This is a genomic window from Lachnoanaerobaculum sp. (assembly GCF_057250505.1).
In genome coordinates, this window is sequence record NZ_DBHIEQ010000026.1 from 1 (window position 1) to 18,345 (window position 18,345).

Below are 18,345 nucleotides of genomic sequence, written 5' to 3' on the forward strand. Positions count from 1 at the left end.
TTCTTTTCTTTTCTCAAAAAATAAGCCATAAACACCTCTAAAAGCAAAGTACTATGAAGTACTATGATTATAACATACTTAAAAAAATATTTCAAATTTTTTGAAATATTTTTTATGTCAGAAAAGCCTTTAAAATAAAGGGTTTAAAAGAATTATGCAAAATCAAATAGTTTATTAGAAATTTAAAACGTCGGAACTTTCATAGTACTTCGACGGAAGACGGGAAAGTTGATTTTCTGTTGACCTATTTCAAAAAAGTCGTTATAATAATTAACTGTAAGCATAGTTACATTATAACATGTAACGAAGAAAGATGGTTATCATTAGCCATCTTTTTTATGTAAAAACTTAGGGTGGTGTGACTCAAAACGAGTCACACCACCCTTTCTTATAGCTGTCATTTCCCGACAGCACCTTTTGTTTAAATTTTTAATTTGCTCTCGGTCCTACACTTGCCTGTGTGGAAACTGTAGAGGTTTCCTGTGCGGTGGTGCTTTCTGCAATTACAGGGGTCATAGCACCTGAAGCATCAATGTTGTACTCGGTGCCGTTTACATTTACTGTAGTACCCGCAAGCATCCTGCCGTTTTCGTCAAGGTAGTATGAGACATTATTTACATTTATCATGCCCTTTGACATTGCACCGGAGCCGCTTAGGTAGTACCAGTTGTTGTTGTCGCTTATCCAACCTGTCTTCATAGCGCCGCTTGGTGACAGGAAGTATCTGTTGTTGCCTGAGTCGATCCAGCCGGTTTTCATCTTACCCGAGTCGTCCATATAGTACCATGTGCCGCCGTCATTGACCCAACCTGTTCTCATAGAACCTGAACCGTCAATGTAGTACCAACCGTTATCCTGCTTTAACCAACCGGTTTGCATAGCGCCCGAATCGGTCATAAAGTACTTGTTTCTGCCGTCATTTATCCAGCCTGTCTGCATCTTGCCGGTATTATCCATATAGTACCAAGTACCTCTGTCATTAACCCAACCTGTCTGCATCTTGCCGTTATTGTCCATGTAGTACCAAGTACCGCTTTCATTCAGCCAACCCTTAGACATGGCACCGCTTGGAGCCAGGAAATACCTTGAATTTCCGATATCTGTCCAGCCTGTAAGCATTTTACCTGTATTGTCAAGGTAATATCTTTGGTTTCCGGTATCAACCCAACCTGTCTGCATCTTACCCGACTTGTCCATAAAGTACCAGATATTACCGTCACTTACCCATCCTGTCGCCATAGCACCTGAAGGGTTTAAGAAGTAGGTATCTTTACCGTCTACCAGCCAGCCTGTCTGCATCTTACCGTCTTTGTCGGAATAGTATCTCTTATTGCCGTCTGCATACCAGCCTGTCTGCATCTTGCCGTCACTGCTGTCAAGATAGTACCATGAGTTGTTCTCATTGTACCAACCTCTCTTTGCGGCACCGTTGTTTTGCGGATCAAGGTAGTAGGTTGCATTGTTCTCGGTGTACCAACCTGTCTTGGCTACACCTTCGGAGCCCATGTAGTATGAGTTCTTATTGTCATGAACCCATGCATTCTTTACCATATTGTAGTCTTTGAAATAATATCTTTTGCCTGCGATGGTTCTCCATGTGGTTGAAGGAATCTTATCACTGAAAGACTTATACTGGAAGTCGATATCGACATTTCCGTTTATTCCGTTGACTTTACCTGTACTGGTAGCCTGCCACATAACAGGGTTCGGATATGAATGTTTTACATTGTATCTGGCAACCCAGATATCATATTTTTTGAGTGCGTTCATATCAAGTTTGTTGGCAATCCAGTAGTCGTTGGCATATACGATAGGGTAGTAGCCTGCGGCTTCAACTTTGCCGCAGAATTTTTTGATAATTGCGGTAAGCTGATCCTTAGGTAATTTACCCTGAGTATTGGCATCTTCCACATCAAATGCCACAGGATAAGATATAGGATAGTCCTTTATAATATCCAGAACAAAGTCAGCCTCGGCTTCAGCCTGCTCAACGCTCATTGCATATGAGTAGATATAGACACCGAGTTTAATGCCTCTTTTATTTGCTTCTGACAAATTTTTTCTTATAACAGGGTCTATCTGGCCCTTATATCTGGTTCCGTGTAATATGAATTGTACATCATCTGCTGCAACCTTGTCCCAGTCTACGTTGCCCTGATAATGTGAAAGGTCGATACCTCTTGCCACTACACCTGAAAGTGAAGAGCCGTCAAGCATCTGATAGACTCCGGGGCTTTGCATAGTCCACTCATTGGCTGCAAATGCAGTCATAGGAGTGAGTAAAGACATAGCAAGTGAAATGGATATGGCGGCTTTTGAAAATTTATTTAAATGCATGATTTACCTCTATTTCGGTCCTGATATTTCGCCGGGCTTTAATCCGACTTCATCTTTGCTTGTGGAACCGTTACCTTTTTTTGTTTCATCTGCCGGTGATTTTGGCTTGGCTTCTCCTGAAGGGCTGTTTGATTTGCCGCTTTCGGAGCTTGACTTTGTTTCATCTGTAGGTGCGGCAGGTACGGTAGGTTCTTTAGCTGAAGTAGAGGTATTTTTGCTATCGCCTGACTTGGTCTCGGCAGGTTTGGCTTCGACCGTTTTACTTTCACCCGGTTTGCTCTCGGCTGGTTTAGACTCACCTGACTTGGTCTCACCAGGTTTTGATTCAGCTGACTTAGTGTCACCGGGAGCGGGTACTACACTGGGCTGATTTGAGGAAGAACTCTTAGAATTATTTTCTGAAGAGGGCTTTGTGCCATTGGTGGCTTCAGCCTTCAGTATCCCCGGTATAGCATTAGTGACACTGCTAGGAGTGCCACTGAGATTTGTACATACACCATGTGTATCAAAGGTATATTCTTTTCCTTCTATAATAATGGTTTTACCGGCAACTATCTTTCCTTCTTCATCAAAGTAATAGTATTTGTCATTTGACTTCAGCCAACCCTTAACCATATGTCCCTGTTCATTGAAGAAGTAAGTTGTACCCGCTATCTTCTTGAAACCGAAGCTCATCTTGCCGTGGTTATCACCGGCAGCTTCTTCCATATAGTACTTGTGGGTACCGTCATTGACCCAACCGGTCTTCATGGAGCCGTCAGGATTGAAGTAATAGAAAATACCGTCAATCTGATTCCATGAGGTACACATTTTTGCGGCGCTTGAGAAGTAATATGTCTTGTCACCTACTTTAGTCCAGCCGAATGCGGCTCTTCCGTCAGGTTTGAAATAGTACCATGATCCGTCCATCTGTCTCCAGCCTGTGGCCATAGCACCTGATCCTCTTAAGTAATAGTAGTTTGAATCGCTCTTAAGCCATGAACCCTGTACAAGGTTGCCTCCGCTTAGTGTATAATACCATTCATTTCCTACTTTAAACCAGCCTGTAGCCATTATTCCGTTTGATTTGAAATAATACCACTTTGAATCAATATTTTTCCAACCTGTAGTCATGATACCTGTGGACAAATCCATATAGTAGTAGCCGTCTGAAGACTGTAACCAGCCTTTGTGCAGTTGATTATTTTCATCAACATAGGTCCAGGTACCATTGTTTGATTTCCAACGGTTATTAGATGCGTACACGACAGAAACGGCGGAGAGTGAAAGCAGTCCGCTAATTGCGCCTGTAACCAACATCTTTTTTATAGTTTGCTTCATATTGCCTCCTTATATTGTTATGGATGAGATCAAACTATAAGAGCTCACCGAAATCAGCTCTCTTACATTTGAACTTATATCCGTCATTACTTTTATTATAACATTTTCCCTAACAATAGAACAGTATATATATTATAACAAATATTTACGATTTACAGAATACCGATTTATATTCTTTTAGAAATAAAAGTTGCTGTAATAAGCTAGATTTAAAGTACATTCTTAAAAGTATTATCTAAAAATTTATAGATGATAGTATTTTTGTATAGTTTTTTGTAGTGTTAGTCTTTAATTTAACAATGATATTGATAAAAAAAACACTAATATAGACAAGGTGAGAATATATAGGTATAATGGTAAAATCGTATAAATTAAATTAGTATATTGAATGTTTTTACGGTTTTGGAGTATATTAGGAGGTGAAAGATTATGGAGGCCTTAAAATATTTATCACTCATTTCTCAGGTAGGTTTTACCATGGTTACACCTGTTTTACTCTGTACATTTGTAGGTATTAAGCTTGAGGGAAGGTTTCATTTTCCTTTTACCTTGATATTCCTATTGCTTGGAGTGATAAGCGGATGTATGTCCGGGTATAGGCTTATTATGAACTCTCTGAAGAAGATGGAGAGAGATGATCAAAAAAAAGACCTGCAAATAAACGAAAACAGTTTTGTTTTACCGAAGAAAGAAAGTAGGGTTTTTAAGAAAAAGGATGAGTAAGGATACAAGAAGAACATGCCTTTGTATGGGTATCGGTGTTTTGATTTATGAGATTATTTTAAGCCTTGCAGCTCTTTTTTTTGCAAGATTTATGAAGTACGCGGTCTCTTCTATAGAACTTGGTATATTGGTGGGAACTGTTTTGGTATTGGCTATGGTTGTGGATATGGGTATATCCACTGAGGACAGTCTGTATGGTGGAACTCCTTCTTATGCACAGAGAAAGATTATGATACATTCTTTACTCAGGAAGGTGTTTTTGTTCGTTGTTGTAGCAATATTTTGGAACAGTAGATACATAAATGCACTCGCGATTGTTATATCCGTTTTCGGATTGAAGTCAGGCGCATATATGTATCCACTGTTTAAAAAAATATTTGAAAAAAGAAGAAAGGAGGAGACATGAGCTTAAGTATTTTAGCTGAAAGTGCAGGTGGAGCCAAAAATTTGGATTTCATGATTCACGGCCTATATAAGTATAAGCTGTTCGGTCAGGAACTCTATTTGACTACGACTACAGTTTCCTTGGTGATTGTTGTTGTATTGATTACCATATTTGCTATATTTGCAAATAGGGCAATAAAGGCATCGGATCCATATGAAGCTCCAAGCGGTTTTGTAAACTTCTTGGAATGTGGTATTGAAGCCTTAGAGTCTATGACAGATACTATTCTTGGCGGAAACAAGGACAGATTCTTGAATTATATAGGAACAATCTTTATCTTTATTTTTGTTTCAAACTTTAGCGGTTTGTTGGGACTCAGAAACCCTACGGCGGACTACGGTGTTACATTCTTGCTTGGATTATTTACATTCCTTATAGTAAACTTCCAGGGTATCAAGAACAGAAAATTAAAACACTTTACATCGCTGTTTGAACCTATCCCTTTACTTTTCCCAATCAATGTTATTGGTGAGATAGCAAACCCGATATCCATTTCATTGCGTCTTTTTGCAAATGTGCTTTCAGGCGTTTTGATCATGGGGCTTTGGTACGGTATGATGCCGATCTTTTTAAAGATAGGTATACCGTCATTCTTACATCTTTATACAGATGTGTTCTCAGGAGCATTACAGACCTATGTTTTCTGTATGCTTAGTATGGTTTATATCAATGACAAATTAGAATAGTTCATTAGATAAAATATTTTCAGGATTTGAGTAGTTTTTAGTCTACTTGATATCATATATTTTGGAGGTTATTTATGAATATGACAGGACAGGATTTTATATTTGGTTGCTCCGCTATAGGTGCAGGACTTGCAATGATAGCAGGTATCGGACCGGGTGTAGGACAGGGTATCGCTGCAGGACATGGTGCGGCAGCTGTAGGTAGAAATCCGGGAGCAAGAGCGGATATCACATCAACAATGCTTCTCGGACAGGCCGTTGCCGAGACAACAGGTCTTTACGGACTCGTTGTTGCTATGATTCTTATGTTTGTTAAGCCTTTCGGCGCTTAATTTGGAGGTTTTATGGAAAGACTGATAGGATTTGACCCTCAGCTTTTGGCTGATTCAGCCATCACAGGCTTAGCGGTCCTTTTCTTGTTCTTTATTCTTTCCTATTTGCTTTTTAACCCTGCAAAGGATATGCTCAAGAAAAGAAGAGAGCGTGTAGCGGGAGATTTGGATAGCGCAAAAGAGGCGAAGGCACAGGCTGAAGCTCTTAAAGCGGAATACGAAGAGAAGTTGGCAGGTTTCAAAAAGCAGGCCGACGCTATCTTGGAAGACGCAAGAAAAAGGGCAAAGGATAGAGAAAATGAAATCATAGAAGAGGCAAGAGCCGAAGCTATGAGAATTACTGACAGAGCTAACAATGAGATAGAGCTGGCAAAGAAGAAAGCCATGGAAGAAGTAAAGTCAAATATTGTGGATGTGGCTTCGATTATTGCAAGCAAGGCGGTCAATTCTGCAATGAATGTAGAAGTGCAGGATAGACTTGTCGAGGAGACTTTAAAAGAAATCGGAGATGGTACATGGCAAAATTAGTGTCCAAAGTATATGGAGATGCTTATGTGTCGGTAGTATCTGATAAAAATAATTTAAATGTTGCACTTGATGAGATAAAGGCAATAAAAGATATTTTTGTAAAAAATGAAGATATTGCACTGCTCCTTGATTCTCCTAAGATGGACGACGAAGAGAAGGTGTCATTTTTGAAGGGAATATTTGAGCATCATGTGAGTGAAGACTCCATGGGACTTTTACTTACCGTTATCGAAAAAAAGAGACAGGCGGAGCTTTTACCTATACTTGACTATGTTACGGATTGTATAAAAGAGCTTTTGCTTATAGGAAAGGCAACAATTACCACCGCATTGCCGCTGGATGATGCAAAGAAAGAGAGAATTGTGGAGGAACTTATAAAGTCTTCAAAGTACAAATCTCTTGAAGCAAAGTATATAGTGGATGAGAGTATTCTGGGCGGTATTGTCATCAGAATAGGTGACAGAGTTGTGGATTCAAGTGTAAAAACCAGAATTGAAAAGATGCGAAAAATGCTATCATAAGCCGTATTACCGGCAAAAAGTTTAAAGAAAAGAGGTACGAGTCTAGTGAATCTAAGACCTGAAGAGATCAGCTCGGTTATAAAAGAGCAGATAAACAAGTATTCAACTAAACTCGAGGTATCGGATGTAGGTACTGTTATCCAGGTAGCGGACGGTATTGCAAGAATACACGGTCTGGCTAAGGCTATGCAGGGTGAGCTTTTAGAGTTCCCGGGAGATGTCTACGGCATGGTTTTGAACCTGGAAGAGGACAATGTTGGTGCTGTTTTACTTGGTGATAAGAGAAATATCAGCGAGGGTGATACAGTAAAGACCACAGGCAGAGTTGTTGAGGTTCCTGTAGGTGATGCACTTACAGGAAGAGTAGTAAACGCACTTGGTCAGCCTATAGACGGAAAGGGACCTATAACTACAGATACCTTTAGAAGAATAGAGAGAGTTGCACACGGTGTTATCGAAAGAAAATCTGTAGATACACCGCTTCAAACAGGAATAAAGGCTATTGATGCCATGATTCCTATAGGAAGAGGACAAAGAGAGCTTATAATCGGTGACAGACAGACAGGTAAGACTTCTATCGCCGTAGATACAATCATCAACCAAAAGGGACAGAATGTTCATTGTATCTATGTTGCTATAGGACAGAAGGCTTCCACTGTTGCATCAATTGTAAAGACTTTTGAGGATTACGGTGCTATGGACTATACCACAGTAGTAGTTTCTACAGCAAGTGACCTTGCACCGCTTCAATATATCGCACCTTACTCAGGCTGTGCTATCGGTGAGGAGTGGATGGAAAGAGGAGAGGATGTACTGGTAGTATACGATGACCTTACAAAGCATGCTGCCGCATATCGTACACTTTCACTTCTTCTTAAGAGACCGCCGGGCCGTGAGGCATATCCGGGTGATGTATTCTATCTTCACTCAAGATTACTTGAGAGAGCATCAAGACTTTCAGACGACCTTGGCGGCGGTTCACTTACCGCATTGCCTATTATAGAGACACAGGCGGGAGACGTTTCAGCGTATATTCCTACCAATGTTATTTCTATTACAGACGGTCAGATTTATCTTGAAACGGAGATGTTCAATGCGGGATTCAGACCTGCCATCAATGCCGGACTTTCAGTATCAAGAGTTGGTGGCGCCGCACAGATTAAGGCTATGAAGAAGATTGCAGGACCTATAAGAGTGGAGCTTGCTCAGTACAGAGAGCTTGCGTCATTTGCACAGTTCGGTTCGGAGCTTGATGAGGCTACAAAGAATCAGCTTGCACAGGGTGAAAGAATAAGAGAAATCTTAAAGCAGCCAAACTATAAGCCTATGGCGGTTGAATATGAGGTAATCATTATATTTGCAGCTACAAAGAAGCTCTTACTTGACGTGCCTACAGATAAGGTACTTGAGTTCCAGGATAAGCTGTTCAAATTTATTGAGAGTAAGCATCCTGAGATAGCTGCTGAGATTAGAGATAAAAAAGAAATTTCTGAGGATCTTGCAAAGAGACTTACAGATGTTATCAATGAATGTAAGAAAGCATAGTGCAGGTGTATTATGGCTTCAATGAAGGAAATAAAGCGTAGGCGTGCGGCGATACAAAGCACTGCTCAGATTACCAAAGCCATGAAACTTGTAGCTACGGTTAAGCTTCAAAAAGCAAGAGCAAAAGCGGACGCTTCCAAGCCTTACTTTACCGTAATGTATCAGACTATAGCATCAATGCTTGAGAAAAGTGAGAATATATCTCACAAGTATCTTAAGAAAAATGACGGCGGTAAGATAGGCGTATTGGTTATTACAGGTAACAGAGGTCTTGCAGGAGGCTATAACAATGCTGTAAGCAGGCAGGTAATAAGCGAATTCAAAAGCAATGAAACACTTATATATGCAGTAGGTAAAAAAGGTAGAGATGCGCTCTTACACAAAGGCTTTGAAGTAGAGGGAGACTTTTCAGAGATTGTGGAAGAGCCGCTGTACAAGGATGCTGCAGATATCACAAAGGTATTGCTTGACGACTATGAAACCGGAAAGCTCTCAGAGATTTATGTGATATATACCAATTTCAAGAACACGGTTGTACATGACCCTGTACTTTTGAAATTGCTTCCTATCAGTAAGGAAGATTTATTGCAGCCTGAGACTACGGAAAGTGAGGGTGCGAGAGCCCTTATGAATTATTCTCCCAATGAAGATGAAGTATTGGATGCTATAATTCCAAAATACATTTCTTCTGTTATTTACGGCGGTTTGATGCAGTCTGTCGCTTCGGAAAACGGAGCGAGAATGACAGCTATGGATTCTGCAACATCAAATGCGGAAGAACTTATAGATAAGCTCGGCTTACAGTACAACAGAGCTCGTCAGGGTGCTATCACTCAAGAGCTTACAGAGATTGTGGCCGGAGCCAACGCCATAGAATAGTGGAAGAGGAAGGAGAAAAGTTGATGGCAGAGCCAAATATTGGCAAAATAACCCAGATTATCGGTGCCGTTTTGGATATTCAGTTTTCAAGAGGACACTTGCCGCAGATCAATGAGGCAATACAGATAGATACCGCTGACGGCGTACTTACAGTAGAAGTTGCACAGCATCTGGGAGACGATATAGTAAGAACCATTGCCATGGGAAGTACGGACGGACTTGTACGTGGAATGGAAGCAAAAGCAACAGGTGCACCTATTTCAGTACCTGTAGGTGAGAATACTCTGGGTAGAATTTTTAACGTACTTGGAGAACCTATTGATAAGAAGGAAGCTCCAAAGGTTGAGGAGTATCTTCCTATACATAGAAAGGCTCCAAGTTTTGAGGAGCAGTCAACTCAGACCGAGATACTTGAGACAGGAATCAAGGTAGTTGACCTTTTATGTCCATACCAAAAGGGTGGAAAGATAGGACTCTTTGGAGGTGCGGGAGTAGGAAAGACCGTACTTATTCAGGAGCTTATCAGAAATATAGCAACAGAGCACGGCGGATATTCCGTATTTACAGGTGTAGGTGAGAGAACCAGAGAGGGTAACGACTTATACCACGAAATGACCGAGTCCGGAGTTATCAATAAGACAACCATGGTGTTCGGTCAGATGAACGAGCCGCCGGGTGCGAGAATGAGAGTAGGACTTACAGGACTTACAATGGCAGAGTATTTCAGAGATAAGGGTGGAAAGGATGTGCTTCTTTTCATCGACAATATCTTCAGATTTACACAGGCAGGTTCAGAGGTTTCAGCGCTTCTTGGACGTATGCCTTCTGCCGTAGGTTACCAGCCTACACTTCAGACGGAGATGGGTGCGCTTCAGGAGAGAATCACTTCTACAAAGAACGGTTCCATCACATCGGTTCAGGCTGTATATGTGCCTGCGGATGACCTTACAGACCCTGCTCCTGCAAATACATTCGCTCACCTTGACGCTACCACAGTTCTTGACCGTTCTATAGTTGAGATGGGTATCTATCCGGCTGTAGACCCTCTGGGTTCAACTTCAAGAATACTTTCACCTCATGTAGTGGGTGAGGAGCATTATGAAGTTGCTCAAAGAGTACAAGAGGTATTGCAAAAGTATAAAGAGTTACAGGATATTATTGCCATGCTCGGTATGGATGAGCTTTCAGAGGATGATAAGCTTACAGTAGCAAGAGCAAGAAAGATCCAAAGATTCCTTTCACAGCCTTTCTTTGTGGCAACACAGTTTACAGGTATTGAAGGAAAGTATGTACCTCTGTCAGAGACCATCAGAGGATTCAAAGAGATTCTTGACGGTAAGCATGATGATATACCTGAGCAGTATTTCCTCAATGCGGGAACTATTGATGAGGTTGTAGAGCGTGCCTCTAAATAGGAGGTAGTATGGACAAGTTTGCATTAAAGATAATGTGCCCCGACCATGTTTTTTTTGAAGGGGATGCTACTATGGTCGAGTACACCACAACACAGGGAAATGTCGGTATATATGCCAAGCATATCCCTATGGTAAATGTAATAGCACCGGGTAAGCTGACTATTCACTGTGAAGACGGCAGTGTGAAAAACTGTGCACTTCACTCAGGTTTTTCTGAAATATTACAGGATAAGGTTACCATACTTGCAGACTCATGTGAGTACGGTGATGAGATAGATGTTGTCAGAGCCAAAGAGGCGAAGGAGAGAGCCGAAAAGAGACTCTCACAAAAAGACGGTGTGGACATCGCAAGAGCCGAACTGGCACTCAGAAGAGCATTGGTTCGTCTGGATGTAGCAGGAAATAAATAAATAATAAGGATTGTATGTTATTTTAAAGGGATAGTGGCATACAATCCTTTTTTAAAATCACATAATTTTTCAGGATGAGAAATTTTAGTATTTATAGTAGGGGTATCATTTAATTGGAAATTGAGGTGAATAATGAACAAGTATAGGATTTCAGTAATTATACCTGTATTTAATTTGGAAAAATATTTACATAGATGCATAGAATCAGTATTAAATCAAAGCTTTTGCGGAATAGAGATAATAATAGTTGATGATGAAAGCACAGATGATTCGGGGAAGATAGCTGACGAGTTTGCTTGTAAAAACGATAATATAAAGGTATTTCATATAAAAAGAGGTGGGGTATCAAATGCAAGAAACTATGGAGTGCAGCACTCAAACGGAGATTACATCGCATTTCTTGATGGAGATGACTATGTAAATAAAGACATATATAAGGAACTTTATATGGCGATAACATTTCAAAAAGCGGATATTGCATTTTGCGATGTTATTAAAGTGCATGAAAATGGGATAAAAGAAGAAATCGAAAGTTTGAGTTTAGAAGGTGGCATAGTACCTGTCGGTAAATACTTGAAAGATGGTAAGTATATGCAACTTGCATGGAATAAGCTTTACAAAAGAGAAATATGGGACAGATTTTCATTTGAAAGTAAGTACTTTGAGGATTTGTCATTAATTCCTGAGATTATAAGTAAATCTGACAGAATAGTTTATGTTAAGAAGTATCTGAATTATTATTTTATTAGAGATAAATCAATCTCCAGAACATTTTCCAAAGAAAACTACATGCACAAGATAAATGCATATAAAAATGTTATAGATAATGTAAATGAAATATATAAAGATGAACTGGTCTATTGGATTGTAAATAATATATTAGACTGTATTAAAAGAAAGGAACTATATTTTTTCAGAGAAGAATTTATTTTGTTCCTGCAAAGTATATCGGAGGAGATAATAGATAACAAATATAAAGCAGATTTAATAGATAGTGAAATTGAGAGTATTTTATATAACAATAGAGAATAGTAATTACATTTGTTATAATGGGCTATAAAGTTGTAATATAAAGACTCCGGAATAAAAAGTGATAGGGCAAAGACGATTTTGTTGAAGCTTTAGACCTGAAACAATGATAACAGAACTTGCATTAAGAATAATCTTAGTGCAAGTTTTTTTATTTCTTCACAGTTTTATTAAATTATGGTATTATAAAAGTCATTGAAAGTTACACATATAAAGGCTTTGAGGGTAAAAGCCCCGGCGAAAGTGAGGACACAAAATGAAGGGTATTATATTAGCAGGCGGTAGCGGTACAAGATTGTATCCGCTGACAAAGGTTACATCAAAACAGCTACTCCCTATATATGACAAGCCGATGATTTATTATCCTATTTCCGTACTGATGGAGGCAGGTATCAGAGATATACTTATTATCTCCACACCGGATGATACTCCAAGATTTAAAGAATTGCTTGGAGACGGTGCACAATTTGGACTGAAATTAGAATATGCTGTTCAGCCAAGCCCGGACGGACTGGCACAGGCGTTTATCATTGGAGAAAAGTTCATCGGCGATGAGCCGGTGGCAATGATACTTGGTGACAATATATTCCATGGACACGGACTTAAAAACCATTTGAAATCGGCAGCCTCAAAGGAAAAGGGAGCTACCGTATTCGGATACTATGTAGACGATCCTGAGAGATTCGGTATTGTGGAGTTTGATAAAAACGGTAAGGCTGTTTCTATAGAAGAAAAGCCTGAAAAACCGAAGAGCAACTACTGTGTCACAGGACTTTATTTCTATGACAATGATGTAGTGAAATATGCCAAGGAATTAAAGCCTTCAGCCAGAGGAGAGCTTGAAATCACAGATCTTAACAGAATCTACCTTGAAAAAGGTGAGCTTGAGGTGAAGGTACTCGGACAGGGCTTTACATGGCTGGATACGGGAACACATGAGAGCCTTGTTGAGGCTACCAACTTTGTGTACACTATGGAGACACATCAGCACAGAAAGATTGCCTGCCTTGAGGAGATTGCATATCTGAACGGATGGATAAGCAAAGAAGAGCTTCTAAAGGCATATGAGATTTTTAAGAAAAATCAGTACGGAAAATATTTAAAAGATGTATATGACGGCAAGTATATCGACCACATACATCAAGCCTAAAATAAAACAGACGAGGTTAATATGAAAATTATTGTTACAGGCGGTGCCGGATTTATCGGCGGAAATTTTGTTCACTATATGGTAAATAAGTATCCTGAGGATATGATAATAAACTTGGATCTTCTTACCTATGCCGGAAACTTGGAGACATTAAAACCGGTGGAGAATGCACCGAATTATAAGTTTGTAAAGGGTGATATCGCGGACAGAGCATTTATCTTTAAGCTCTTTGAAGAAGAAAAGCCTGATGTGGTTATAAATTTTGCGGCTGAGAGCCATGTAGACAGATCTATCACAGATCCTGAGAGTTTTGTAAGAACAAATGTAATGGGAACCACAACTCTTTTAGACGCTTGCAGAACCTACGGAATCAAGAGATATCATCAGGTATCAACAGATGAGGTATACGGAGACCTTCCTCTTGACAGACCGGATTTATTCTTTACCGAGGAAACACCGCTTCATACCTCAAGTCCGTATTCATCATCAAAGGCAAGTGCGGATCTTTTCGTACTTGCATACCACAGAACATATGGACTCCCTGTGACCGTATCAAGATGTTCAAACAACTATGGACCGTACCACTTCCCTGAGAAGCTTATTCCGCTTATCATAAGCAGAGCGCTAGGTGACGAGGAGCTTCCTGTATACGGCAAGGGAGAGAATGTAAGAGACTGGCTATATGTTACAGACCACTGTAAGGCTATTGATCTTATAGTAAGAAAGGGTAAAGTCGGTGAAACCTACAATATCGGCGGACACAATGAGAGAACCAACCTTGAGGTGGTAAAGACAATACTTAAGGCACTTAATAAACCTGAGAGCCTTATAAAATTTGTAACGGACAGACCGGGACATGACAGAAGATATGCCATAGACCCTACCAAGATAGAGACAGAACTTGGATGGAAGCCTGAATATACATTTGATACAGGTATTGTAAAGACTATTGAATGGTATCTTAACAATAAAGAGTGGTGGGAACATATCATAAGCGGTGAATACACAAAGTATTTTGAAAATATGTATGGAGAAAGACTTTAATGAGAGTATTGGTAACAGGTGCAAAGGGGCAGCTTGGTAGCGACCTGCTTTGTGAACTTTCTAAAAGAAATATAGAATCTGTAGGTATAGATATAGAGGATCTTGATATTACAGATGCCGCCGCCACAAAGAGAGTAATTGAGGACATTAACAATAAAACTAAATTAGATGCTATAATTCACTGTGCGGCATATACGGCAGTGGATGCGGCAGAGGACAATGAAGCCCTTGTCACAAAGATAAATGCGGAAGGTACAAAAAATATAGCCGAGGTTGCAAAAACACTTGATGTCGCTATGATGTATATTTCTACAGATTATGTATTTGACGGAGAGGGGAAACGTCCTTGGGAGCCTGATGATAAGAGAGCGCCGTTAAATGTCTACGGTATGGCAAAGTATAAGGGTGAGCTGTATGTTGAGGAGTTGGTTAAGAAGTACTTTATAGTAAGAATTTCATGGGTATTCGGACTTCATGGAAATAACTTTATAAAAACAATGCTAAGGCTTGGAAAAGAAAGAGGAGCTGTAAGTGTGGTCAATGATCAGGTCGGTTCTCCTACATATACACCTGACCTTTCAAGACTTTTGGCAGATATGATTGTAACTGACAAATACGGCAGATACCATGCAACCAATGAGGGGCTTTGTTCATGGTATGATTTTGCAGTTGAGATATTTAAACAGGCAAATCTTGATGTAGCGGTGACACCGGTATCTTCAGATGCATTCCCGGTAAAGGCAAAGAGGCCGCATAACTCAAGGATGGACAAGTCCAAACTCACAGAAAACGGCTTTAAACTTTTGCCGACTTGGCAGGACGCACTTGGAAGATATTTGCTTGAACTGGGGGAAAAATAATGGGAAAATATTTCGGAACAGACGGTTTTAGAGGAGAGGCAAATATAGACCTCACTGTTGAACACGCATATAAGGTTGGCAGATTTTTGGGAAGCTACTACTCTAAAGACGGTAAAAAATGCAGAGTGGTTATAGGTAAGGACACCAGAAGGTCAAGCTATATGTTTGAGTATTCTTTGGTTGCAGGACTTACGGCTTCAGGAGCGGACGCATATCTGCTTCATGTTACTACAACTCCAAGTGTTTCATATGTTGTAAGAAGCGATGATTTTGACTGCGGTATAATGATTTCAGCCAGCCACAATCCGTACTATGACAACGGTATCAAGGTAATAAACGGCAACGGTGAAAAGCTTGAGGAAGAAGTAATAGAAAAGATAGAAAGCTATATTGACGGACCTGTTGATACAATCCCTTTTGCCACAAAGGAAAATATAGGAAGAACTGTAGACTATGCCGCAGGCAGAAACAGATATATAGGCTATCTTATATCTATAGCTACCAGATCTTTTAAGGGAAAGAAGGTGGCACTTGACCTTGCAAACGGTTCGGCGTCAAGCATTGCAAAGAATGTATTTGATGCTTTGGGTGCGGATACATATGTTATCCACAACAATCCTGACGGGCTTAATATCAACACCGACTGCGGTTCGACACATATAGAGAGTCTTCAAAAATGTGTTTTGGAAAACGGCTGTGATATCGGTTTTGCCTATGACGGAGATGCGGACAGATGTCTATGTGTGGATGAAAAAGGCAATGTGGTGGACGGAGACCTTATCCTTTATATTTGCGGTAAGTATATGAAGGAGAGAGGCGAGCTTTTCAACAATACCGTAGTTACAACCGTTATGTCAAACTTCGGACTTTATAAGGCATTTGAAAGGGAAGGAATAAACTACGAAAAGACTGCTGTAGGCGACAAGTATGTATATGAAAATATGCAAAATAACGGACATTGCCTCGGCGGTGAGCAGTCGGGACATATCATATTTGCAAAGCACGCCACTACAGGTGACGGCATACTTACTTCACTGAAGGTAATGGAGGTGGTTTTGGAGACAAAGCAGACACTTTCAAAGCTTGCAAGTGAGGTGGATATTTTCCCGCAGGTGCTCAAAAACGTCAGAGTAACCGATAAAAAGATTGCAGGCGATAATAAGGCGGTGCTTGATGCGGTAGATGCTGTCAGCAAAGCACTTGGAGGTGACGGCAGAATTCTTCTTCGTCCAAGCGGTACCGAGCCTCTTATCAGGGTGATGGTGGAAGCAAAGAGCATGGAAGACTGTGAAAAGTATACCGATGAGGTCATCAAGGTAATGGAAAAAGAGGGACTTTTAATATAGGGGGACAAAAATCAGGGAATGAGACAAAGCTTGACTATAGAATAGAGAAGAGGAGAGATTGAATGTATCATATTGAAAGATATAAGAGAAATCCCATAGTGGATTTTAAAGAGAGAACATGGCCGGATAAGCAAATAGAGAAAGCGCCTATATGGTGTTCATCAGATCTGAGAGACGGCAATCAGGCATTGGTCGAGCCGATGGTGGTGGAAGAAAAGATAGAGATGTTTAATCTGCTTGTAAAGTTGGGCTTTAAGGAAATAGAGATCGGCTTCCCTGCCGCATCGCAGATAGAATTTGACTTTTTACGTCAGTTGGTAGACAGAAAGCTTATTCCTGATGATGTAGTTGTACAGATACTTTGCCAGTGTAGAGAGCATCTTATAAAAAGAAGCTTTGAAGCTATAAAGGGAATTAAAAAATGTATAATGCATATCTATAACTCTACCGACACATTACAAAGAGATGTGGTATACGGTCTTGACAGAGAAGGAATAAAAAATATCGCACTTGAAGGTGTGGCTCTTGTAAAGAAGTATATGAAAGACCATGACGGTGAGATTATATTGGAATACTCACCTGAGAGCTTTATGGGAACAGAACTTGACTTTGCACTTGATGTATGTGACGCAGTTGTTGATGCATGGGGTGCTAACAAAGAAAATAAGATAATAATCAATCTGCCCAATACTGTGGAGATGACAACACCGAATGTATTTGCAGACAGAATAGAGTGGATGAGTACACATCTAAAAAACAGAGAGGCAATAATACTTTCCACACATCCTCATAACGACAGGGGTACAGGTACAGCCGTTGCTGAGCTTGCACTTTTGGCAGGAGCCGACAGAATGGAAGGTACACTGTTTGGAAACGGTGAGAGAACGGGAAATGTGGATATTTTAAATATTGCCTACAATATGTATTCGCAGGGTATTGAACCTAACCTTAATATAAGCAATATCAAAGAGATCATAGATGTATATGAGAGAACTACAAAGATGAGCATTGACCCTAGACATCCGTATGCAGGTAAGCTTGTATTTACCGCATTCTCAGGTTCACACCAGGATGCTATCAACAAGGGTGTTCAGGCTATGAAGCAGAGAAACAACCCGTATTGGGAAGTTCCTTATTTGCCTATTGACCCTGCAGATATCGGTCGTGAGTACGAGCCTGTAGTAAGAATAAACTCACAGTCCGGAAAAGGCGGTGTTGCCTTTGTTATGGATACTTTCTACGGCTTCAAATTGCCGAAGGGTATGCACAAGGAATTTGCGGATATTATCCAAAGAATTTCAGAAGTGCAGGGTGAGGTTTCACCTGAGGAAATCTACAAAGAGTTTGAGAAAAACTACATTGATAAGAAAGAACCTCTGCATTTTGAAAAATGTGTCATAACAGATGCTGATGAAGACGGTGATTTCTCTACTTTTGTTAAGATAACATACAGAGAAAACGGAGAAGAGAAGGTATTTGAAAGCAGCGGAAACGGTCCTATCGACGCTGTTAAGAGAGGCCTTGAGAAGGTTGTCGGCAAGGAAATGAAAGTCCTTGATTACAACGAGCACGCTCTTACTTCAGGTTCAAATGCAAAGGCGGCTTCATATATCCATATGCTTGACGTTGAAAGCGGAAAGACTACCTACGGTGTCGGTATTTCAGGAAATATCACAAGATCATCTATCAGAGCTTTATTCTCTGCGGTAAATAGATTGTTCTACTAAAAATGTATTTCAGACAGCATACAAGCGCTGTCTGAGTTTATATATTAT

The 18,345-nt window shown here is 40.2% G+C and carries 18 protein-coding genes; 16 read left to right on the plus strand and 2 right to left on the minus strand.

Going from position 1 to position 18,345, the window contains the following annotated elements; translation table 11 throughout:
- Nucleotides 1-429 precede the first annotated feature (429 nt).
- Nucleotides 430-2,337, minus strand: a complete 1,908-nt coding sequence (locus ACO6FI_RS10430) for a glycoside hydrolase family 25 protein (protein WP_485457277.1) — start codon at nucleotides 2,335-2,337, stop codon at nucleotides 430-432.
- Between the two features lie 9 nt (nucleotides 2,338-2,346).
- Nucleotides 2,347-3,657 (minus strand): cell wall-binding protein, encoded by a 1,311-nt coding sequence (locus ACO6FI_RS10435; RefSeq protein ID WP_485457278.1) that lies wholly within the window; start codon nucleotides 3,655-3,657, stop codon nucleotides 2,347-2,349.
- A 429-nt stretch (nucleotides 3,658-4,086) separates the two neighbouring features.
- On the opposite strand from ACO6FI_RS10435, the gene ACO6FI_RS10440 reads away from it, so the two are divergent.
- The 16 genes from ACO6FI_RS10440 to leuA all read left to right on the plus strand — a co-directional run bounded on the left by ACO6FI_RS10440 (nucleotide 4,087) and on the right by leuA (nucleotide 18,297).
- Nucleotides 4,087-4,380, plus strand: coding sequence for an AtpZ/AtpI family protein (locus ACO6FI_RS10440; protein ID WP_485457279.1), 294 nt, complete (start codon nucleotides 4,087-4,089; stop codon nucleotides 4,378-4,380).
- Nucleotides 4,373-4,786, plus strand: a complete 414-nt coding sequence (locus tag ACO6FI_RS10445; protein WP_485457280.1) for a hypothetical protein — start codon at nucleotides 4,373-4,375, stop codon at nucleotides 4,784-4,786. The genes ACO6FI_RS10440 and ACO6FI_RS10445 overlap by 8 nt, the downstream gene beginning before the upstream one ends.
- Nucleotides 4,783-5,511 carry a F0F1 ATP synthase subunit A gene (atpB, locus tag ACO6FI_RS10450; RefSeq protein ID WP_448946250.1) on the plus strand — a complete coding sequence of 243 codons (729 nt, stop codon included), beginning with the start codon at nucleotides 4,783-4,785 and terminating at the stop codon, nucleotides 5,509-5,511. The genes ACO6FI_RS10445 and atpB overlap by 4 nt, the downstream gene beginning before the upstream one ends.
- A 74-nt stretch (nucleotides 5,512-5,585) precedes the next feature.
- Nucleotides 5,586-5,843, plus strand: coding sequence for an ATP synthase F0 subunit C (gene atpE, locus ACO6FI_RS10455; RefSeq protein WP_007594440.1), 258 nt, complete (start codon nucleotides 5,586-5,588; stop codon nucleotides 5,841-5,843).
- Between the two features lie 12 nt (nucleotides 5,844-5,855).
- Nucleotides 5,856-6,371 (plus strand): F0F1 ATP synthase subunit B, encoded by a 516-nt coding sequence (gene atpF, locus ACO6FI_RS10460; RefSeq protein ID WP_485457281.1) that lies wholly within the window; start codon nucleotides 5,856-5,858, stop codon nucleotides 6,369-6,371.
- Nucleotides 6,359-6,892 carry an ATP synthase F1 subunit delta gene (gene atpH / locus ACO6FI_RS10465; protein WP_485457282.1) on the plus strand — a complete coding sequence of 178 codons (534 nt, stop codon included), beginning with the start codon at nucleotides 6,359-6,361 and terminating at the stop codon, nucleotides 6,890-6,892. The genes atpF and atpH overlap by 13 nt, the downstream gene beginning before the upstream one ends.
- A 45-nt stretch (nucleotides 6,893-6,937) precedes the next feature.
- A complete protein-coding gene (atpA, locus tag ACO6FI_RS10470) occupies nucleotides 6,938-8,437 on the plus strand; it encodes a F0F1 ATP synthase subunit alpha (RefSeq protein WP_485457283.1) in 1,500 nt (499 codons plus the stop codon).
- Between the two features lie 12 nt (nucleotides 8,438-8,449).
- Nucleotides 8,450-9,316 carry an ATP synthase F1 subunit gamma gene (atpG, locus tag ACO6FI_RS10475; protein ID WP_124952720.1) on the plus strand — a complete coding sequence of 289 codons (867 nt, stop codon included), beginning with the start codon at nucleotides 8,450-8,452 and terminating at the stop codon, nucleotides 9,314-9,316.
- Nucleotides 9,317-9,339: 23 nt separating this feature from the next.
- Complete coding sequence (gene atpD / locus ACO6FI_RS10480) at nucleotides 9,340-10,731, plus strand: F0F1 ATP synthase subunit beta (protein ID WP_060930860.1); 1,392 nt, start codon at nucleotides 9,340-9,342, stop codon at nucleotides 10,729-10,731.
- 8 nt (nucleotides 10,732-10,739) lie between these two features.
- Entirely contained in the window at nucleotides 10,740-11,141 is a 402-nt protein-coding gene (gene atpC, locus ACO6FI_RS10485) for an ATP synthase F1 subunit epsilon (protein ID WP_009446571.1), read from the plus strand.
- A gap of 132 nt (nucleotides 11,142-11,273) precedes the next feature.
- Entirely contained in the window at nucleotides 11,274-12,173 is a 900-nt protein-coding gene (locus tag ACO6FI_RS10490) for a glycosyltransferase family 2 protein (RefSeq protein WP_485457284.1), read from the plus strand.
- A 253-nt stretch (nucleotides 12,174-12,426) separates the two neighbouring features.
- Entirely contained in the window at nucleotides 12,427-13,320 is an 894-nt protein-coding gene (gene rfbA, locus ACO6FI_RS10495) for a glucose-1-phosphate thymidylyltransferase RfbA (RefSeq protein WP_485457285.1), read from the plus strand.
- A gap of 21 nt (nucleotides 13,321-13,341) precedes the next feature.
- Nucleotides 13,342-14,364, plus strand: a complete 1,023-nt coding sequence (gene rfbB / locus ACO6FI_RS10500; RefSeq protein ID WP_485457286.1) for a dTDP-glucose 4,6-dehydratase — start codon at nucleotides 13,342-13,344, stop codon at nucleotides 14,362-14,364.
- Nucleotides 14,364-15,224, plus strand: coding sequence for a dTDP-4-dehydrorhamnose reductase (rfbD, locus tag ACO6FI_RS10505; RefSeq protein WP_485457287.1), 861 nt, complete (start codon nucleotides 14,364-14,366; stop codon nucleotides 15,222-15,224). Before rfbB ends, rfbD begins: the two co-directional genes overlap by 1 nt.
- Nucleotides 15,224-16,570: a phosphoglucosamine mutase gene (glmM, locus tag ACO6FI_RS10510; RefSeq protein ID WP_485457288.1), complete on the plus strand. Its 1,347-nt coding sequence runs from the start codon at nucleotides 15,224-15,226 to the stop codon at nucleotides 16,568-16,570. Before rfbD ends, glmM begins: the two co-directional genes overlap by 1 nt.
- A 62-nt stretch (nucleotides 16,571-16,632) precedes the next feature.
- Nucleotides 16,633-18,297: a 2-isopropylmalate synthase gene (gene leuA, locus ACO6FI_RS10515; RefSeq protein WP_485457289.1), complete on the plus strand. Its 1,665-nt coding sequence runs from the start codon at nucleotides 16,633-16,635 to the stop codon at nucleotides 18,295-18,297.
- The last annotated feature ends 48 nt before the right edge of the window (nucleotides 18,298-18,345 follow it).